Origin of the sequence: Streptomyces hazeniae (assembly GCF_031845485.1) — a bacterium.
Taxonomy (GTDB): domain Bacteria; phylum Actinomycetota; class Actinomycetes; order Streptomycetales; family Streptomycetaceae; genus Streptomyces; species Streptomyces hazeniae.
The window spans coordinates 137,135-155,741 of sequence record NZ_JAVREQ010000014.1 but is presented as its reverse complement, the minus strand read 5'-3'; the positions used below and the strand labels follow the sequence as shown (position 1 = coordinate 155,741).

The window sequence follows — 18,607 nt, the reverse complement described above, 5'->3', positions numbered from 1 at the left end:
TGGGCGGGCCGGCGTCAGTGGAAGGATCGCTCGATGTCGCGCAGCTTCTCCTCCAGGGAGTCCAGCCGGGGGTTGGCCGCCGTGCTCAGCGGTTCCTCGTCGCCCGTGTCCGGCACGTCTTGGGAACTCCGCGGCCGCGGCGGGGAGGTCGCCGGGGCGTCCTCGACCTCCACGTCCACCGCCGCCGGCTGCAGCGCCGCCCGCGGCTGACCGGCCGCGCTCGGCGCGCCGATCTCCACCTCCACCGGCGCCGTGCCGGGTGCGCCGCTCCGGTGCCACAGCCTGTGCTGCCGGTTCAGCGCCTTGAGCCGAGCCTTCTCCAGCCGGCCCTGCTCCTTGCGCCGGGTGCGTTCCTCCTCCTGGCGCCGCCGGTCGTCACGGACCTCGTCGACGGCCTCGTCCAGGGTCCGCACGCCCTCCAGCAGCATCAGGGACCAGGCGCCGAACGTCTCCCGGGGCGCCCGCAGCCACCGCACCACCCGGATCTGCGGCAACGGGCGCGGCACCAGGCCCTGTTCGCGCAGCGCCGCGCGGCGGGTCTGCTTCAGCGCCCGGTCGAAGAGGATGGCGGCGGACAGCGACATGCCGGCGAAGAACTGCGGCGCGCCCGCGTGTTCGTCACCGCGCGGGGCGTGCACCCAGTTGAACCACGCGGCCGCCCCGGCGAACGTCCACACCAGCAGCCGGGAGCCGAGCGAGGCGTCTCCGTGGCTGGCCTCGCGCACGGCGATCACGGCGGAGAACATCGCGGCGCCGTCCAGCCCGAACGGGACCAGGTACTCCCAGCCGCCGGACAGGTTGAGGTTCTGGCGGCCGAAGCCGACCAGGCCGTGGAACGACAGGGCCGCCGCCACCGCGGCGCAGCAGAACAGCAGCAGGTACGACGCCGTGGCGTACACGGTCTCCTTGCGGCGGCGGCGTTCCTCCATCCGCTCCCAGGAGTCGGCCTGGACGCCGGCGCCTTCGTCCGCCTTCTTGCGCCCGCGCGCCAGCAGGAAGACGGCGATCAGGGCGCCGACGAGGAGCACCGAGCACGCCAGCACCCAGTTCAGCGTCATGTCGGTCAGTGTCATCGGGTGCCCTCGCGTCCCTCACGGCTCGTTGCGGTTGCGGTGTGCGTCGCGGAGCATCCTGAACCAGCGGGCGCGCCCGGCGCCCGGATTCCGCGCAAGAGCACGCCAAAGGGCGGTGGCAGGGTCGGAGAGGGACGTCAGGATTCGAACGTGTCAGCCGGTTGCGGACAGGCGTGCGATCCGGTCGGCGTCGCAGGTGCGGGGGCAGGTGACGCAGGTGTCCTGCGGGCGGAGGGTGTAGAAGAGGCAGCACGACGCCCGGTCGCGGGTGGTCAGCGCCTCGCCGCCGGGCCCGGTCAGCTCGCGGAACGACGCCCCGCCCGGGTAGGGGCGGGTGCCGCCGGGGAGCAGGCGTCCGACCTCCTCCAGCGCGCGGTCCTCCTCGCCCAGCAGGTGCCCGAGGTACCACAGGCCCTCGGCGATCTCGTCGGTCGCCATGCCCCACAGGGCGCGGGAGCCGCGCCGCATGCGGGGGCGGAAGCCGTCCAGCACCGGCCCCAGGTGGTCGGCGACGGCCGCGCGGACCTCGGCCCGCAGCGCCTCCTCGTCCGGCACGACGACGGCACCGGGAAGCCGGGCGGCCGGGTCGCCGGGGAGGCAGGCGAACTCCTCGATGTGCACGGCCAGCCGCCCCAGGGTCCGCTGGAGCGCGACCGCGCCGACCGGGATGCGGGGGACGCGCCGGTGCAGGAACCAGGGCAGGGTGACCAGCAGGCAGGCCGGCCACGCGTAGCGGTGCAGGCCGAAGCTGGCGATCACGTCCGGACGGGCCTCCTGGCCGTAGTCGCGGCGGACCTGCTCGGCGTCGAAGGCGAGGAAGGCGTCCAGTGCGGGACCGCCCCCGGCGAGGTCCGCGGCGGCCACCCAGCCCTCGCCGTCCGGCAGCACCGGCGTCTCGGTGACCCGGAGCGACGGGAACACGGCGGAGAGCCGGTCGTAGGCGGCCGTGAACGGCGAGGTCGCAGGCGTCGCCACGGCGGCGGCGACGGGCGCGGCGGCGGATGCGGACGCGGGCACGGCCATGCGGGGACCACCGAACTCGATTGATCGATTACAGGTAAGCCTTACCTTACTCGAATCCCCGGGGTTTGATCTCGCGGCCCGTCCGCCTAGGGTGCTGGTCGACGCGAGGAGGGACAGATGGAGCAGACCCGAACGGAGACCCCCATAGGGGCCCGGCCCGGACCTCTACCCGCGTCACCCGCCCGCGACGCGTGCGTCCCACCCGCATCACCCGCGCGCGGCGCGCACGTCCTCGCGGACGACGCGCTTCCGGCGCCCCCGCGGCTGCCCCGCCGGCACTCCGTCCGGGGACAGGTCCTCGCCGCCCTGCGCCGGGCCCTCGCCACCGGCGAGCTGGAACCGGGCCGCGTCTACTCCGCGCCCGCGCTCGCAGAGGCCCACGGCGTGTCGCCGACGCCGGTGCGCGAGGCCATGCAGCAGCTCGCGGGCGAGGGGCTGGTGGAGACGGTCCCGAACCGCGGCTTCCGCGTCGTCGAGCACAGCCCCCGCGACGCGGCCGAACTCGCCGAGGTCCGCCTGCTGCTGGAAGTGCCGGTGGTGCTGCGCCTCGGGGCCACGCAGGGGCGGCGGACCTGGGAGGCGGTGCGCCCGCTCGCCGAGCGGACCGTCACCGCCGCCGCACGAGGCGACCGCGCGGCCTACGCCGAGGCCGACCGGGATTTCCACCGCGCGCTGCTGGAACCGGCCGGCAACCGGCGGCTGGTGGAGTTCGCCGAGGACGTGCACCGTCGCGCCCCGGCACCTCCGGTCACCCCTGGCGCGCCCACCCCCGGACTGGTGTCCGCGGCGGCCGAACACGTCGCGCTGGTCGAGGCGTTGCTGGCCCGGGACCTGCCTGCCGCCGAACGTATCCTGCGCGCCCATCTCGCGCCGCACGCGGCAGGGGCGCCGCACACGGCGGCGGCCCCGGCCGCGTGGGCCGGGACCGCCGGTTCCGTGCGTTCCGGTTGACGGCGGCCCGTCGAGGCGCCGCCGTCGGAGGAGGGGCGTGGGTCAGTAGACGACCAGCCCGTACCGGTTGGTCACCTCGGTGACCGGCTGGAAGAACGTGGTACCGCCGGAGGAGCAGTTGCCGCTGCCGCCGGAGGTCATGCCCAGCGCGGTGTTGCCGGCGAAGAGCGAGCCGCCGCTGTCGCCGGGCTCGGCGCACACGTTGGTGCGGATCATGCCGTAGACGACGTCGCCGCCGCCGTAGTTGACGGTGGCGTTCAGGCCGGTGACGTATCCGCTGTGCAGGCCGGTGGTGCTGCCGCTGCGCTGCACGTACTGGTTGACGTAGGCGTTGCCGACGCCGGTGATGTCGCGGGTGCTGCCGTTGTAGAGGTTCACCACGCCCGGGGTGGAGCTGGAGTCGTTGCGGATGACGCCGTAGTCGTCACCGGGGAAGCTGGACGCCGCCGTCGGGCCGATGCCCGAGAAGTTGGGGTAACCCTCGGTGCAGTGACCGGCGGTGATGACGTAGTAGGTGCTGCCGATGCGGGCGTTGAAGCCCGCCGAGCACCGGCCGCCGGACGACATGTAGATGGCGTCGCCGCCGCGGATCAGCTTGGTGAACTCGCCCTTGGTCCGCTCGATGGTGACGGCGCCGTCGAAGCCGGCCGCGACCTTGCGGAGCGTGGCCATCTCCTTGGCGTCCACCGTGCTGTCGGCGGCGACGGACAGCGTGTTGGAGACCGGGTCGACGGACCAGGCGGTGCCCTTGACGTCGGCCTGGTGCTCGATGGCCTTGGCGGCCCGTGCGAGTTCGGCCTGGCTGTGCTCGACGACCTTCGCCACCGCGCCGGCCTTCTCGACCTTGGCGGCGTCGGCCTTGTCGGTGATGGTGACGACCATCCGGCCGGAGTCCGCCTTGTAGGCGCCGCCGGTCTGGGCCGAACCCAGGGTGTCGGCGACGGCCATGGCGGCCTCGGGGGTCGCCCGCTCGGACAGAGCCGGGGCGGGGGCCGCGGTGGCGGTGGGCGATGTCAGGACGACTGCGGCGACGAGACCGGTCGCGAGGGCGGCTATGCCCGTGCCGCGCTTGACGGTCCGCGTCGAGACAGGGGGTCTGACCTTCACGCGTTCCTCCATGTGTGGGGTTCTGTGGGGGCGAACCGGACGGCTGGAGTGCCGTTCGGTCCGCGTCCCCGGTTCCCGGCCCGGTGGGGGGTGGAGGGCAGGTCGGAGATTTCCGGTGACGTGGGGAGTATCGACAGCTCCACGAGAGGGTCACAAGAGCCATGGGGAAGGCAGAAATTCACCCTGCCGTGTGAACGGGCCGTGCCCGTTCTGCGGTTTCGGAAGTACGCGTTCCGGATACCGCGCGGGCGTGCCGACCGCCTGCGAGCCGCGTCCGGTCCGGGTTTCCGGCAGTTCCGGCGGCCTGCCGACAGGAAGGTCTCCCCGCCGCCCCGGGCCGGGCTCAGGCGGCTTCGAGTCGGGACGCGAGCCAGGTCGGCACGCCGCCGAGCAGGCGGAACAGCCGGGTCGCCTCCTCCAGCAGCCGGGTGGCCTCGTGCTTCTCCTGTACGTCCGCCAACGCGACCAGTGCCGGGGCCATGCCCACCAGGAAGCCGAGCCTCTCCCGCAGCAGCAGCGACTCCGTGAAACCGTGCCGTGCTTCGGCGAGTTCGCCCTCGCGCAGGGCCAGGCCGGCCAGGTGCCGCCAGGTGAAGGAGCACAGCAGAGCGTCGCCGTGCGCCGTTGCGCCGGTGTGTGCGCGCCGGTAGGCGGCCTGCGCCGCCTCCGTGTTGCCGCTCACGTGTTCGGCGACCAGTCCGCGCCGGTAGTCCAGCATCGCCCGCGCGGGCGATGCCTGATCCAGTAGCGCGGCGGCCCGCCCGAGCGCGGCACGCGCCTCGTCGGAGCGGTCGCGGACGCCCAGCACGGTGGCCACGTACGCGAGATGGCCGCGTTCGCTGGCCGCGGCGCCCCGGGCGTCGTCGTCGCGGGCGGCGGCCTCCGCCAGTCGCAGTGCGTCCTCGGCGGCCTCCCAGCCGCTTCCGGTGAACATGCACCGCTCGACCAGGAGGGAGGCCCGGCGCAGCGCGGTCGAGGGCGAGCCCGGTACGTAGGGTTCGAGCAGCGCCGCCGCGTCGTCCCAGCAGCCGCGGGAGCGCAGCCGCCAGACGGCCCGTTCGCCCGGGGAGTCGCCGCCGTAGGCGGCCGCCGGTGACGGAAGTTCTTCCTGTCGACGTACCGCACGTGCCATGGCGGACTCCGCCACTGTGCCTCCCAAGCGCGCCCTCGAGCCGGATGTGACCGCATCTCAGCACGAACCGAGCGCGCAGCCAAGAGAAAGTGTGAAGCGATTCACAAAGTTTTACTCGGCGGCTCGCTCTGCCCAGTGGCGCGCGGGGGGCGGAGTGACGTCGCGTGGGGGTCGTCCGACGGTCCGACGAGCCTACGGTGCGAGGTTCTCCACCCTTTCTGCACACTTCGCGCGTCCTGCGTGATTTTCAGTCTTCCTTCTGGCACGGTTTAGACCGATTTGCCCGGGCCGTGCGGGGCTGCCGTGCCGGATGTGGCCCGTGGAGGCGGCCGCGTGCGGCCGCTCGCCGGACGTCCGGCAGCAGGGCCGTGACCGACCCGACCGTCTGGGAGAGGTGCGCGTGCAGGAACAGCAGCCCAAGGACAGGCCGTGCACCGTCCTGCACGTCGTCCAGCCCGTCGACGGCGGCGTCGCCCGCGTGGTGACGGACCTGGCTCGCGCCCAGCTCGCCACCGGTCTCCGCGTCGTCGTCGCCTGCCCGCCGCAGGGCGGACTCGCCACCACACTCGCCGCGCACGGAGCCGAGGTGCACTCCTGGGAGGCCGGCCGCGAACCCGGCGCGGCGCTGCCCCGGGAGACGGCAGAGTTCGCCCGCATCCTCCGGCGCACCGCCCCCGACCTGGTCCACGCGCACAGCGCCAAGGCCGGGCTGGCCGTACGTCTGGCACTGCGCGGCCGGCTGCCCACCGTCTTCCAGCCGCACGCCTGGTCGTTCGAGGCCGTCACCGGCCTCCCGGCACGCCTCGCCCTGCACTGGGAGCGCCGCGCGGCGCGCTGGGCCGCCCGCGTGATCTGCGTCAGCGAGGCGGAGCTGCGACGCGGCCGCTCCGCCGGAATCGACGCCCGCTGGACGGTGATCCCCAACGGGGTCGACACCGCACGGTTCACGCCCGTCGCCCCGCGCGAGGCGGCGCGCGCCCGGCTCCGCCTGCCGCCGTGCGCGGTCGGTACGGGCGGCGTCTCCGACCCCTCCCGCGCGCCCCTGGTGGTGTGCGTCGGCCGGCTCTGCCGCCAGAAAGGCCAGGACCTGCTGCTCCGGGCCTGGCCCGCCGTCACCTCGCGGTCGCCCGGCGCCCGTCTGATCCTCGTCGGCGACGGCCCCGACCGTGAGCGGCTGCGCGCCGTCGCCCCCGCGGGGGTGCTGTTCGCCGGAGCCGGCCCGGACCCGGCCCCCTGGTACGCGGCGGCCGATCTCGTCGTGCAGCCGTCCCGCTGGGAGGGAATGGCCCTCGCACCGCTGGAGGCCATGGCCTGCGGCCGCCCGGTGCTGCTCACCGACGTCGCCGGGGCCCGCGAATCCCTGCCCCCGGGGCACGACGCCTCCTGCCTGGTCCCGCCCGAGGACCCGGACGCGCTCGGAGCCGGGCTCGTCCGGCTGCTGGCCGACCCGGCCCTGCGCACCTCCCTCGGCGAGCAGGCCGCCCGCCACGTACGCGCGACCCGCGACGTCACGGCGACGACCGCCGCCGTCGAGGCCCTCTACCGCGAACTGACCGGCCAGGCGCACCGCGACCGCGACCGCGAGGAACTGATCAGCCGATGACGATGGAGAGCACCGGGGCCGACGCCCTGCCCGCCGACCTCGAGAGACGCGACGGGCACCCGAAGAAGACGCGCGCCGCGGAACCGGCCCGTCGGGGCCCCGGCATCCCCGAGCCCCGCAGCGGCCCCCAACTGCCGGGCGGCGCCGCCCCGCGCGGGCGGGGCGAACCCGTGGCCCTGGTCACCGCCGACTGCCTCGCCGCGACCGCCGCCGCCCTGCTCGCCGGCGGCGGCACGCGCGCCGCCGTCCTGGACCTCGCTCCCGTCGTGCTCACGCTGATCGCGTTGCACCAGCAGGGCGGGCTGTACCGCTGCGCACCGCACCGCACCGCGCTCGGCGAACTCCCCGCCCTGCTCTGGCGGGCCGCCCTCGCCTGGAGCGCCGCCACCACCGTGGTGGCGGCCGTGCGTCCCGAACTGACCCTCGGCTGGACGCGGCTGGCGTCCCTCGTGGCCGTGCACGTCGCCCTGGCGGCTCTGCTGCGCGGCGCGCTGTACGCCTGGCGTCGGCGGCGGCAGCGGCACAACCCGCGCTCCGCCCTGGTCGTCGGCCCCGAGTCCGCCGGGCACCGGGTCGCCGCCGTCCTGCACGAGCATCCCGAGTACGGCATGTGGCCCGTCGGCCTGGTGGTGCCCCCCTCCGCGGCGCAGGCGCTCACGCCCCCCGGCGTCCACGGCTCCGGCCTTCCCGTTCCGGTGCTGACAGCCGCGGAGGACGTCACGCGCGCCGTCATCCAGAACGCGGTGTGCGACGCGGTGTTCACCCGCCCCGCGCAGGCCGACCCCGACACCGCCGCGCTGGTGCGGCTCTTCCGCACCCTCGGCTGCACGGTGTGGGTCGTCGACGGCGAGACGGTCCCGGGCGGTGTCGCGTGGCGGACGGCGGAGACGGGCCACGTGTGGGGGTTCCCCTGCGCCCGGCTGGACCCGCCGCCCCGGCGGAGCGCGGCACGCGTCGCCAAACGCGGACTCGACCTGGTCGTCGCCGTGCTGGCGCTGGTCGTCTCCGCCCCCGTGCTGGCGGCGTGCGGGCTCGCCGTCCGGTACTCCGACGGGCCCGGCGTCCTCTTCCGGCAGGAACGCGTCGGCGCCCACGGGCGGCCGTTCGTGATGCTGAAGTTCCGCACCCTGCGGCCCGCGAACGCGCACGAGTCGGCCACTCGCTGGAACGTCGCCCACGACCGGCGCATGAGCGGCGTCGGCCGCTTCCTCCGCCGCACCTCGCTCGACGAACTCCCGCAGCTGTGGAACGTGCTGCGCGGGGATATGAGCCTGGTCGGACCGCGCCCCGAACGCCCGTACTTCGTCCAGCAGTTCAGCACGGCACATCCCGGATACGCGGCCCGCGACCGGATGCCCGTCGGCATCACCGGCCTCGCCCAGATCCACGGCCTGCGCGGCGACACCTCCATCGAGGACCGCGCCCGGTTCGACAACCACTACATCGAGACCTGGTCGTTCTGGCAGGACGTCCAGATCCTGCTGCGCACCGCCGGGTCCGTCTTCCGCCTGGGAGGCAGTTGAGGTGACCACCGGGCATCCCGCGACGGCGACCGCGGCGGTCTCCCCCCGCGTCCCGGCAGCCGTGGCGCTCCGGTTCGCCGGGCGGTCGCGGTACGTCCGGGTGCTGCCGGTGGCGGCCACCGTGCTGCTGCTGTGCGTTCCCGGGGGGCCGGCCGACACCGCCGCGACCACCCATGTCGCACCGGCCGACGTCGCCTCCGCCCTGCTGGTCCTCTGGTGCGCGGTGACGCTGGTGCGCGAACGCCGCCGCCCGCTGACCGCACCGGCCGCGGTCGTTCTCGCCGCTCCGGCCGTCGCGTTCGCCGTGGCCGCCGCCACCGCGCCGCAGCCCGCCGAGGCGCTGCTCGGACTGGTCCGCTACCTCCAGGTGTTCGTGCTGGTGCCCGCGGCCGTGGTGCTGCTGCTGCGCACCCGCGAGGACCTGCGCCACGCGGCGGGCGCGATCGTCGCCGTGGCCGTGGTGCAGGGGGCGGTCGGCGTCCACCAGTACCTCACCGCGACCGGCGCGTCCTACCAGGGCCGCACGGTACGGGCGGTCGGCACCTTCGGCCCGCTCGACGTGATGGGCATGGCGACCGTCGTGTCCTACGGCCTCCTGCTGCTGCTCGCCGTCGGTCTCGCCCCGCCCCCGTCCGCGCCGCGCTGGCTCCGTCCCGCCGCGCTGGGCACCGCGGCGGCCCTCGTGGTCCCGCTGACCGTGTCGTTCAGCCGCGGAGCCTGGATCGCCACCGTCTGCGCCGGCGGCGTGATGCTGCTCCTGGCCGGTGCACGGCTCGCCGCCCGCACGCTCACCCTGCTGCTCGCCGCGGGTGTGGTGCTCGTCGGTGGCGCCGGCGTCGGCACGGAGATGATCGGCGCGCGGCTGGCCAGCATCACCCAGGTCGCCAGCAGTCCCGACCAGTCCGTCACCGACCGGTACGCCATGTGGGCCGCCGCGGTGAGCATGTGGCGCGAGAACCCGGCGACCGGCGTCGGGCTCAAGGGCTTCCCCGACCACCGCGACGGGCACGCCTCCCTCGCCCTCTCCTCCGGAAGCGACACCGCGGGCGCGGGCGTGGAGTTCCACCGGGAGCCACTGCTCTCCCCGCACAACATGTACCTGCTGATCCTCGGCGAACAGGGCCTGATCGGGCTGACGCTCGTCGCGGGCAGCTGGCTCGCCCTGCTGGGGTGCGCGCTGGTGCGGCTCCGGCGTCTCCGCCGCCCGCCTTCCGCGGCCCGTCGTGGCCCCGGCGGGGCCCGGCCACCGGACGGCACGGACTGCGGGCTGGCCGCCGTCGGGCTGCTGGTGTGGCAGCTCGTCGACTTCCTCTACGCCGACATCGGCGGGCCCTCCACCGTGCTGACCGCCGTGCTCTTCGGCATCGCCGCCTGGTGGGCGCTCTCTCCGGCGGCCCTGCGTCCGGGGGAGGGCCGCCGGTGACCGAAGTGGCCCACACCGGGACCGGGACCGGGCCCGGCGCCCGTCCGCTCCGCGACGGCGCGAGCCGTGAGGCGCCCGGCGGACCACCCCCCGCGCCCTCCGGCCCCACCGAACGTCCCCCGGACGCGCCGGAGCCTCCCGGGACCCGCTCGCTCCCCGACGTCCCGTCGGCAGCCGGCGCCGCGTCGGACGACGCGGTCGCGGACGGTGGCCGGCAGGGCCGGTTCATCGCCCGCGCCGCGGCGGCCACCGCCGCGCTCACCGTCGCCGGAGCTCTGATGGGCCTGGTCCGCGACCAGACCATCGCTCACCTCTACGGGGCCGGAGCCGCCACCGACGCGTTCCTCGTCTCCTGGACCGTCCCGGAGATCGCCGCGACGCTCCTCATCGAGGACGCCATGGCACTGGTGCTGATCCCCGCCTTCAGCCTGGCCCTGTCCCGCCGTGCCGCGCTGCGCGCCACCCGGGCCGCCCGCGCGGCGGGGGAGGCCGACGGCGGCGGCCCGGACCCGGTCCGCGCGCTGCTCACCCGCTCCCTGCCCCGCCTGCTGCTGGCCCTGGCCTGCGCCTCCGGGCTCCTCATGGCCGTCGCCCCCGGGCTCGTCGGGACCCTCGCACCGGGCCTGGCCGACCCGGAGCTGGCCGTGCAGTGCACCCGGCTCACCGCCGTCACCCTGCTCACCTTCGGCACCGCGGGCTACCTCAGCGCCGGTCTGCGCGCACACGGCCGCTTCGTGCCTCCGGCCGCCATCTACGTCGCCTACAACCTGGGCATCGTCGCCACCGTGCTGGTGCTTCACGCGCTGTGGGGTGTACGCGCCGCAGCACTGGGGGTGGCCGTCGGAGGCGCGCTGATGGTGCTCGTCCAACTGCCGTTCTTCCTGCGCGTGATGCCGCGCGGAAAGGCCGGACGCCGGGCCCGGCTCCGAGCCGGGCGCCGGGAGCGCCGCGGAGGGCGGCCCGAGGGTGCTCCGGGCACCGGCCGCGCCACCATGATGGTCGGCGCCGGAGTGCTGCTGCCCATCGCGCTGTTCACCCTCGGCCGCCAGTCGCAGGTGCTGGTGGAGCGCTACCTGGCCTCCTCGCTGCCCGCCGGAGCGATCTCCCACCTCAACTACGCGCAGAAGGTGGCGCAGATCCCGATGGCGCTGTCCCTGATGATCTGCACCGTCACCTTCCCGCTGGTCGCCCGCGCCCTCGCCGACGGCGAGGCGGAGACGGTGCGGCGCCGGGTGGAACGCGACCTGGCGGGCGCCGCGCTCGTGGTCCTCCTCGGTGCCGCCTACGTCTTCGCCTGCGCCCCGCAGATCATCGAACTCCTCTTCCAGCGCGGTGCGTTCAGCGCGCAGGACACCGAGGCCACCGCGTCCGTGATGCGCGTCTACGCCCTCGGACTCCTCGGCCACAGCATGGTCGGCGCGGTCGTCCGCCCCTTCTTCTCCACCGGCCGTCCCACCTGGTACCCGGCGTGCACGATGGTCGCCGGTCTCCTGGTCACCATCGCCGGCGGCGTCGCGCTCAGCCGGCTGTGGGGCACGCACGGCATCGCCGCCGCCAACGCCGCCGGCATCACCCTGACCGCGATCCTGCTGCTCGCCGGTACCGGCAGCCGCTCCCGCCGGCACGTCGCCGTGGCCGTCGACCTGCCCCGCGTACTCGGCGGGCTGGTCCGGCTGCTGGCCGCCGCCGCGCTCGCCGCCGCGGCGGGCTGCGCGGTGGCGCAGCTGTGCGGGCCCGCGCTCCTCGCCGCCTCCGCCGGCGCCCTGGTCGTCTCCGCCGTCTTCCTCGTCACCGGCTACGTCCTCGGGGCGGGGGAGATCCCGCAACTCGTGTCCGCCGTCGAACGAAGGCTCCGTCATGACCGCTGAACCCACCGACACCGCACGGCCGCGCCCGCGGGCGGCCGCCCCCGCCCCCGCACCCGCACCCGCACCGGCGCCCGCGCCCGCACCGGCACCGGCACCGGAGCGTGCTCCGGCCGCCGAACGGCCCCGGTCCGCCGCCCCTTGGCTGCTGATGTACCACTCCGTCGCCGACAGCAGCGAGGACCCGTACCACGTCACCGTCTCTCCGCACCGGCTGCGCCGCCAGCTCGAATGGCTCACCGCCCGGGGTCTGCGCGGCGTCGGCATCGCCGAACTCCTCCGGGAACGCGCCGCCGGACGCGGCCGCGACCTCGTCGGCCTCACCTTCGACGACGGCTACCAGGACTTCCTCGACGAGGCCGTGCCCCTGCTGCACCGGCACGACTGCACCGCCACCGTCTTCGTGCTGCCCGGCCGTCTCGGCGGCAGCAACGTGTGGGACCCGCTGGGCCCGCGCAAGCCGCTGCTCACCGCCGAGGGCGTGCTGGCCGCCGTGGGCGCCGGCATGGAGATCGGCTCGCACGGCATGCTGCACCGCGAACTCCCCGCCCTCGACGACGCCGGGCTGCACGAGGAGACCGCCGGCAGCCGCGAACTGCTGACCCGCCTCACGGGCAGACCCCCGGCCGGCTTCTGCTACCCCTACGGCACCGTGGACGCCCGTGCGGTGCACGCGGTGCGCGCAGCCGGCTACGCCTACGCCTGCGCCATCGACCCCGGCCGCCTGACCGGCCTCCACGCCCTGCCGCGCGTCCACATCGGCGAGCAGGACAACGCGCTGCGCCTGCACCTCAAGCGCCGCCTGCACCCCTGGCGCCGCAGGCCGGTGCCGGAGGAGGCGACGCTCCGGTGAGCCTGCCCTCGCGGGTCCTGCACGTCATCACCGGCCTCGGCGTCGGCGGCGCGGAGCAGCAGCTGCGGCTGATGCTCCGCCACCTCCCCGTCCGCAGCGACGTCGTCACCCTCACCAACCCCGGCGCCGTCGCCGACGGCCTGCGCGCCGACGGCGTGCGCGTGGGGCACCTGGGGATGCGGGGCAACCGCGATCTGGCGGCGCTGCCGCGGCTGGTCCGGCTGATCCGCGACGGCGGCTACGACCTGGTGCACACCCACCTCTACCGGGCCTGCGTGTACGGGCGTCTCGCGGCGCGGATGGCGGGGGTGCGGCACGTCGTGGCCACCGAACACTCGCTGGGCGACGCGGCGATCGAGGGCCGCCCCCTCGGCACGGGCACGCGCGGCCTGTACCTGGCGACCGAGCGGCTGGGCGGCGCGACGGTCGCCGTGTCGGTCACCGTCGCCGACCGGCTCCGCGCCTGGGGCGTGCCCGCGGACCGCATCCACGTGGTGCCCAACGGCATCGACGCCGTCCGGTTCCGTTACGACCCCGCCGCGCGTGCCGCCGCACGGACCCGCCTCGGGCTCCCCGCCGACGCGACGGTGGTCGGCGGCGTGGGCCGCCTGGTGCCGGGCAAGCGGTACGACCGCCTGGTCCGCGCCTGCGCGGCGCAGCCGGACGTACGGCTGCTGCTGGTCGGCGACGGCCCGGAACGGGCACGGCTGCTGCACCTCGCGCGGGCACTCGGTGCGGCGGACCGCGTCCTGCTCCCCGGCGAGTGCGGCGGCGCGGTCGCCCCGGTGACGGCTGCCGAGGAGGTCGCCGCGGGACTGCCGCCGCTTCCGCACCTGCTGGCCGCCATGGACCTGTTCGTCTCGCCGTCCACGGAGGAGGCGTTCGGCCTGTCGGTGCTGGAGGCGCTGGCGGCGGGGCTGCCGGTGCTCCACGTCACCTGTCCCGCCGTGGACGACGTGCCCGGCTCCGAGGCGCCGGGCGCCTACCGCGTCGGCGCGGAGACGGAACGCCTCACTGCGGCCCTCCGCGTACACCTCGCCGCCGGACACGGCCGCCTGCCGGTGCCGCCCGTCGTGCGGCGCTACGACATCGCGCGCGCCGCCGAACGGCTCACCGGCGTGTACGCCGGCCTCACCGGGACCGCCCCGGCGGAGCCCGTCCCCCCTCCCGCCCGGCCGGACACCGGACGCCTCGCCGCCTGGATCCCCGGCGCCTCCGTCCCGCCGCACGCCGCAGGCGTGAACCGAAGACGCGGCGCGCCGTGACCGCCCGCGCCCGCCCCGACCGCCACGAGGAGTCACCATGACGGAGACCGCCCCCAAGGCCGCGCGCCAGCCCGGCCGCAAGCGACGCCCCCGCGCCGAACACCGCCAACGCCCCCAGTCCCGCAACCCGTCCGCTCCCATGACCCCCGACCCGCAGCCCGCCGACCCGGCGGGTGCACTCGAGGGGGCTGCGCAGCCCGCCGACGCCGACTCGCGCCCGGAGAGGGACACCGCCGCCCCCGCAGACGGTCACCCGGCGGAGGCCGGCACCGCTCCGAAGCCCGAGGGCTCGGGCTCCCGCCCCGCTGCGACTGCGTCGCAGCGGGGCGACACGCCTGCCGCTGCGCGGCGGTCGGCGGGGGCCGGGGCCCGCACGGACGGCTCGTCGCCGGGGGACGGTTCCGCCGCGAAGGACGCCGCCGCGGAGGACGCCGTCGGGGAGGTTCACGATGGGCCGGACGGCGTGGCGTCGCGGGCGGCGCACCGGCCGACGCCGCCGCAGTCCTCTGGAGCCCGTCCCTCGGCGGCGCCCGACCGCGCCTCCGCCCGGAAGGGCACCGCGGCGAGCGCCCGCACCGCCGGGCCGGGCTCGCGCGAGGGTGCCGGGGGGCCTGCCGATGCGGCGTCCCGGACGTCCCCCGTCGGTTCCCCCGCGGGTCGGCCCCGCGCGTCCCGTGCACGGTCCGCCGACACGGGCGCCGCGCCTGAAGGGAGTGGCGGCTCCGCCGCGGGGCGGGCGCCGACGGCTTCCCGCACCGCCGGGGCGGGTGCGTCGGGTGAGGCGGCCTCAACCACCGGCACCGTCGTCCCGACGGAACCGGCGGCTCCCCGGACGGAAGCTGCGCTGGTGGGCGTCGGGAAGGTGTCCGCCGCCGGCCTCCCCGTGAAGGCGATCCTCGCCAAGGCGGCACTGCCGGGCACCGTGGCGCCCAATTCGCCTGAGAGGAGGGCGACGGGCGCTACCGGACGGTCCGACGTGCCGGACGCGGGTCCCGGCGGCGGGACGGGTGGGCTGCTCGCCGCGCACGTGGCCAGGGCGAGCGCTCAGCGGCGGTCGGCGGTGCCCCGCCGCGGCGGGAACGGCGGCGCCACCGTCGGGCGCACCGAGGAGGCGGCCTGCACGACGCACCTCGCCCCCCGGGCCGATCGGCCGTCCCGGCCGGCGCGCTCCGAGGAGGGGGCCGGTGAAGCGGCCTCGACGGACACGGCGAAGGCGCCCCGCGTGTGGCCCGCCGTCCGGCGCGCCACCGGTGCGGGTGCCCAGCGGGCGCGCCGCACCTGGCGGCGGCGGCCCCGCGGGGCGGCGCCCGCCGCCGCGTGCGTGCTCGCCGGGGTGCTCGCCGGCGCCGCGTACGGCGCGCTGTCGCCCGCCCGGTACACCGCGACCAGCTACGTCGCGGTCGTGCCGGGCAAGGGGGGCGACCCGGTGACCGCCCTCGGTTTCGCGCAGGCGTACGGCCGGATCGCCACCGACACGGCCGTGCTCGCGAAGGCCCAGCAGGACGGCGGGGTGCCCGTCGCGGCGCTCCAGGACGGTGTGGAGGCGGTGACCTCTCCGGACGCGCCGATGATCGAGATCACCGGCAGTGCGCCCAGCGCGGGCGAGGCGGCGGAGATGGCCAACGCGGTCGCCCGTTCGCTGGCCGACGTCGCCGGGGAGTCCGCGAAGGACACCGGCGTGGAACTCACCGCGTTCTCCCGGGCCCGCGCCCCGCGCGAGGCGAGCAGCCCGTCGCCGGTGCTGGCCACCGCCGTCGGCGGCTCGGCGGGCGTGCTGGTCGGCGCGCTCGTGCTGCTGGTACGCCCGCGCCGCGACGCGGCGGCGCCCGACGGAGAGGAGACCGTGCGATGACGGCGATCACCCCCGCCCCCATCCGGGCCCGCACGGCGTCCGGCGGCGGCACCGGCATCGCGGTGACGCTGTGCCGGGACCCCGAGCAGTTCGCCCGCCTGGCACCGGAATGGGACGCGCTGTTCGAACGGTGCCCCACCGCCACGCCGTTCCAGACCCACGCCTGGCTGCACTCGTGGTGGCTGTCCTACGGCACGCCCGGCCGCCTGCGGCTGGTGCTCGTGCGGCGCGGCGGCGTGCTGGTCGGCGCGGCGCCGCTGATGCTGGCGCACCGGCCCTTTCCGGTCCTGGTGCCGCTCGGCGGCCACATCTCCGACTTCTTCGACGTGCTGGTGGACGCCGGTCACGTCGCGGAGGTGACCACGGCGCTCGTGCGCGGCCTGCACCGGGCCATGCGCGGCGCCGTGCTCGACCTGCGCGAGGTGCGGCCGGGCGCGGCGGCGGAACGGCTGTTCGCGCAGTGGGAGGGGCCACGGCGGCACCGGCGCGACTCGGTGTGCCTGGACCTGCCCGGTGTGCCCATCGAGGAACTGTTCCGTCGCATGCCGGCGACCAGCGCCAAACGGCGCCGGGCCAAGCTCCGTAAGCTCGACGCGCTGGGCGTCGAGCACCGTGACGTCCCGGTGGAGAAGGTGCCCACCGCGGTCGCCACCATGATCCGGCTGCACGGACTGCAGTGGGAGGGCCGCGGAGTGACGCCGGAACACGTGCGGCCCCGCTTCGCGGAGCACCTGACGCGTGCCGTCTCCCGGATGGCCCGCACCGGCCACGCCCGGATCTGCGAGTACCTGGTCGGGGGCGAGGTGATGGCCTCCGACATGACCCTGCTGTCGGCCGATCTGGCGGGCGGCTACCTGGACGGCGTCCACCCGGAGCTGCGGGCGAAGACCGACATCACGTCGATGCTGCTGCGCGAGAGCGCCCGGCACACGGCGGCCACCGGCCGCAGCACGTTCAGCATGCTGCGGGGCGCGGAGCCGTACAAGCTGCGCTGGCGACCGGTCGAGGTCGGCAACCAGCGGTTGCTGATGGCCCGTCGCGAGCTGCGCCCGGTGCTCGCCGCGTACGCGGGGCTGCGCACCGCGCGCGCGGCGGCCGTGCGGGAGGCACGCGAACGGGTGCCCGCGCTGCTGGAGTGGCGGTCCCGGCTGGACGAGGCGCGCAGCGGCGGTGTCCGCGCCGTGCTGCGCGGCGTCCGGGCGGGGGAGCGGAACTGACGTCACGCCGGGCCCCCGCCCGGCATCCCGCCCCGCCGCCGTGCCGGCGGCGGGGCGGGGTACGGCGGCTACAGCCCCAGGTCCCCGTCGAACTTGAAGCACAGCGGCTCCGTGTCCAGCAGGTCCTGGATCCAGTCGCCGAGGTCGACGCAGAACTCGACGGGCTCCGGCTTCCACCAGGGGACGTCCGGCTCCTGCTCCGGTTCCGTGGGCGGCGTGGGGAACGGGTCCGGCAGTTCGGCGACGTCCGTCATCAGCTCACGGAACACGTCCGAGGCCTCCGGGTTGGTCCCGCACTGCATCACCCCGTGCGGGCAGTAGTCCGTGATGGTGTGGTACTCGGGGTCGTGGCGGCGGATCCACTCCAGCATCTTCCGCATGTACTCCGGGTTGTCGCCGTCGCGGAAGAGCCCCCACTCGGGGTAGGAGATCTCCTTGTCGTGCTCCCTGGCGAACTCGACCTGCTTCTTCAGCCCGTACGGCTGGTTCACCTGCTCCCGGAAGCTGGTGCCGGGGGGCTGGTCGTAGGAGTCCATGCCGATGATGTCCACGTACCGGTCGCCCGGGTAGCACTGCGTCCACGGGATGGCGTCCTCACCGCGCGCAGGGGCGAAGTCGAACTCGAAGTCCTGGCCGGGTACGGACCGCATGGCCGAGACGATGTTGCGCCAGTACGTCTTCCACGCCTCGGGGTTCGGTGCGCAGCGGCTGGTGTAGGTGGTGCCGTTCATCTCCCAGCCGAGGACGACGACCGTCTCCTCGACACCGAGGTCCACCAGCCGTTCGCCGAGCCGGCGGAAGTGGTGGTCGAAGTGGCCGCGTGCGCCGGCCCGGAGCAGGTGGTCGACGGCCTCGTCGGGCAGGTCGCCCTCGTTCCGCTCCAGCATCGGGACGTTGAGGACGAACATGCGGTCGTCCTTCTCCCGCGTCCACTCCGCCCAGGGCTCGAGGAACCGGCGCTTGCCCTCGATGTTCACCCAGAGGTCGCCCGGAAGATAGGTGTGGCCGACGGTGGGCTCGCGCCCGTCCAGCCACTTCTCCATCTTCTCGATGCGGCGGACGCCCTCCGGTCCGGATCCGAGGAAGGCCCCGAAGTCCGGCAGGTCGAGACCGTCCTCCTCCTCGCCCGGCTCGTCGTCCCCGGGGTCCGCCCGGCCGGCGCTCCCTCCGCCCACGGGCGCGGGTCCTCCCGCCGGGGCCTGGTCGGGGGGTCTCTGCACGGCGCTGAGTGCCTGCGCGTCGCGCGGGGCGTTCTCCGGGGTGGTGGTCGTCGTGGCGACCAGCAGCCCTGCGGTGACCGCTCCGATGCAGGTGCCCGTGAGCACCAGCCGTCGGTGGGACATGGTGACTCCAATCCGGGGGGTGCCCCGATGGTTGTGCCTCACAGTGACCGTAATCAGAGGGATCGTCATATGACGTACTGGAATGCGCGCTGATGGACCGAACGGGGACGTGGTCCCCCGCACGGCGCAGTGCTGCTCAGGCCCGCGCCCCCGGAGAGGGCCGCCGCCCTCAGGGGTGTCCCCCGGTGGGGGCGGGGCAGGCCGAAGCCCGTGCCGTGACGCGGAACTGACGAGGTGACGGACTGCCGTGGGCATGGCGAAGAGACCGGGTCCGCGCACCCCGACGACCTGCGCTGAAGCGCCGCACACAGCGGTTTCTGACGCCCCGGCAGCCTGCGGGGACCAGGTGCGGGAAGAGCGACGGCGGCGGTGTGCGG

Annotated in this window: 14 protein-coding genes; 9 read left to right on the top strand and 5 right to left on the bottom strand. The window is 75.6% G+C overall.

Annotated elements, in window-relative coordinates; all coding sequences use genetic code 11:
• Nucleotides 1-14 precede the first annotated feature (14 nt).
• Together RM572_RS16920 and RM572_RS16915 are read right to left on the bottom strand one after the other, a co-directional pair.
• Nucleotides 15-1,073, bottom strand: a complete 1,059-nt coding sequence (locus RM572_RS16920) for a DUF2637 domain-containing protein (protein WP_311674191.1) — start codon at nt 1,071-1,073, stop codon at nt 15-17.
• A 153-nt stretch (nt 1,074-1,226) separates the two neighbouring features.
• A complete protein-coding gene (locus RM572_RS16915; RefSeq protein ID WP_311674190.1) occupies nt 1,227-2,096 on the bottom strand; it encodes a (2Fe-2S)-binding protein in 870 nt (289 codons plus the stop codon).
• Nucleotides 2,097-2,213: 117 nt separating this feature from the next.
• Here RM572_RS16915 and RM572_RS16910 point away from each other — a divergent pair, with 117 nt between their 5' ends.
• Nucleotides 2,214-3,047 (top strand): GntR family transcriptional regulator, encoded by an 834-nt coding sequence (locus RM572_RS16910; protein WP_311674189.1) that lies wholly within the window; start codon nt 2,214-2,216, stop codon nt 3,045-3,047.
• A gap of 42 nt (nt 3,048-3,089) precedes the next feature.
• On the opposite strand, the gene RM572_RS16905 is transcribed toward RM572_RS16910, so the two are convergent.
• Together RM572_RS16905 and RM572_RS16900 are read right to left on the bottom strand one after the other, a co-directional pair.
• Nucleotides 3,090-4,154 carry a S1 family peptidase gene (locus RM572_RS16905; RefSeq protein WP_311674187.1) on the bottom strand — a complete coding sequence of 355 codons (1,065 nt, stop codon included), beginning with the start codon at nt 4,152-4,154 and terminating at the stop codon, nt 3,090-3,092.
• A 343-nt stretch (nt 4,155-4,497) separates the two neighbouring features.
• Entirely contained in the window at nt 4,498-5,286 is a 789-nt protein-coding gene (locus RM572_RS16900) for a hypothetical protein (RefSeq protein WP_311674186.1), read from the bottom strand.
• A 400-nt stretch (nt 5,287-5,686) separates the two neighbouring features.
• Between RM572_RS16900 and RM572_RS16895 the strand changes: the two genes are divergently transcribed.
• From RM572_RS16895 to RM572_RS16860, 8 genes are all read left to right on the top strand, one after another.
• The gene (locus RM572_RS16895) at nt 5,687-6,889 is read left to right on the top strand and encodes a glycosyltransferase family 4 protein (RefSeq protein WP_311674185.1); all 1,203 of its coding nucleotides are present in this window, start codon (nt 5,687-5,689) and stop codon (nt 6,887-6,889) included.
• On the top strand, nt 6,886-8,412 hold the full coding sequence (locus RM572_RS16890; RefSeq protein WP_311674184.1) for an exopolysaccharide biosynthesis polyprenyl glycosylphosphotransferase: 1,527 nt from the start codon (nt 6,886-6,888) through the stop codon (nt 8,410-8,412). Before RM572_RS16895 ends, RM572_RS16890 begins: the two co-directional genes overlap by 4 nt.
• A 1-nt stretch (nt 8,413) precedes the next feature.
• Entirely contained in the window at nt 8,414-9,835 is a 1,422-nt protein-coding gene (locus tag RM572_RS16885) for an O-antigen ligase family protein (protein WP_394813623.1), read from the top strand.
• A complete protein-coding gene (locus tag RM572_RS16880; protein WP_394813622.1) occupies nt 9,832-11,703 on the top strand; it encodes a lipid II flippase MurJ in 1,872 nt (623 codons plus the stop codon). The genes RM572_RS16885 and RM572_RS16880 overlap by 4 nt, the downstream gene beginning before the upstream one ends.
• Nucleotides 11,693-12,553 (top strand): polysaccharide deacetylase family protein, encoded by an 861-nt coding sequence (locus tag RM572_RS16875; protein ID WP_394813621.1) that lies wholly within the window; start codon nt 11,693-11,695, stop codon nt 12,551-12,553. The genes RM572_RS16880 and RM572_RS16875 overlap by 11 nt, the downstream gene beginning before the upstream one ends.
• Entirely contained in the window at nt 12,550-13,818 is a 1,269-nt protein-coding gene (locus RM572_RS16870; protein ID WP_311674183.1) for a glycosyltransferase, read from the top strand. The genes RM572_RS16875 and RM572_RS16870 overlap by 4 nt, the downstream gene beginning before the upstream one ends.
• A gap of 847 nt (nt 13,819-14,665) precedes the next feature.
• On the top strand, nt 14,666-15,670 hold the full coding sequence (locus RM572_RS16865) for a YveK family protein (RefSeq protein ID WP_311674182.1): 1,005 nt from the start codon (nt 14,666-14,668) through the stop codon (nt 15,668-15,670).
• Nucleotides 15,667-16,887, top strand: coding sequence for a GNAT family N-acetyltransferase (locus RM572_RS16860; protein WP_311674181.1), 1,221 nt, complete (start codon nt 15,667-15,669; stop codon nt 16,885-16,887). The genes RM572_RS16865 and RM572_RS16860 overlap by 4 nt, the downstream gene beginning before the upstream one ends.
• Nucleotides 16,888-16,955: 68 nt before the next feature.
• Here the strand turns inward: RM572_RS16860 and RM572_RS16855 are convergent, their stop codons facing one another.
• Nucleotides 16,956-18,230, bottom strand: a complete 1,275-nt coding sequence (locus tag RM572_RS16855) for a glycoside hydrolase family 26 protein (protein WP_311674180.1) — start codon at nt 18,228-18,230, stop codon at nt 16,956-16,958.
• Nucleotides 18,231-18,607: the final 377 nt, after the last annotated feature.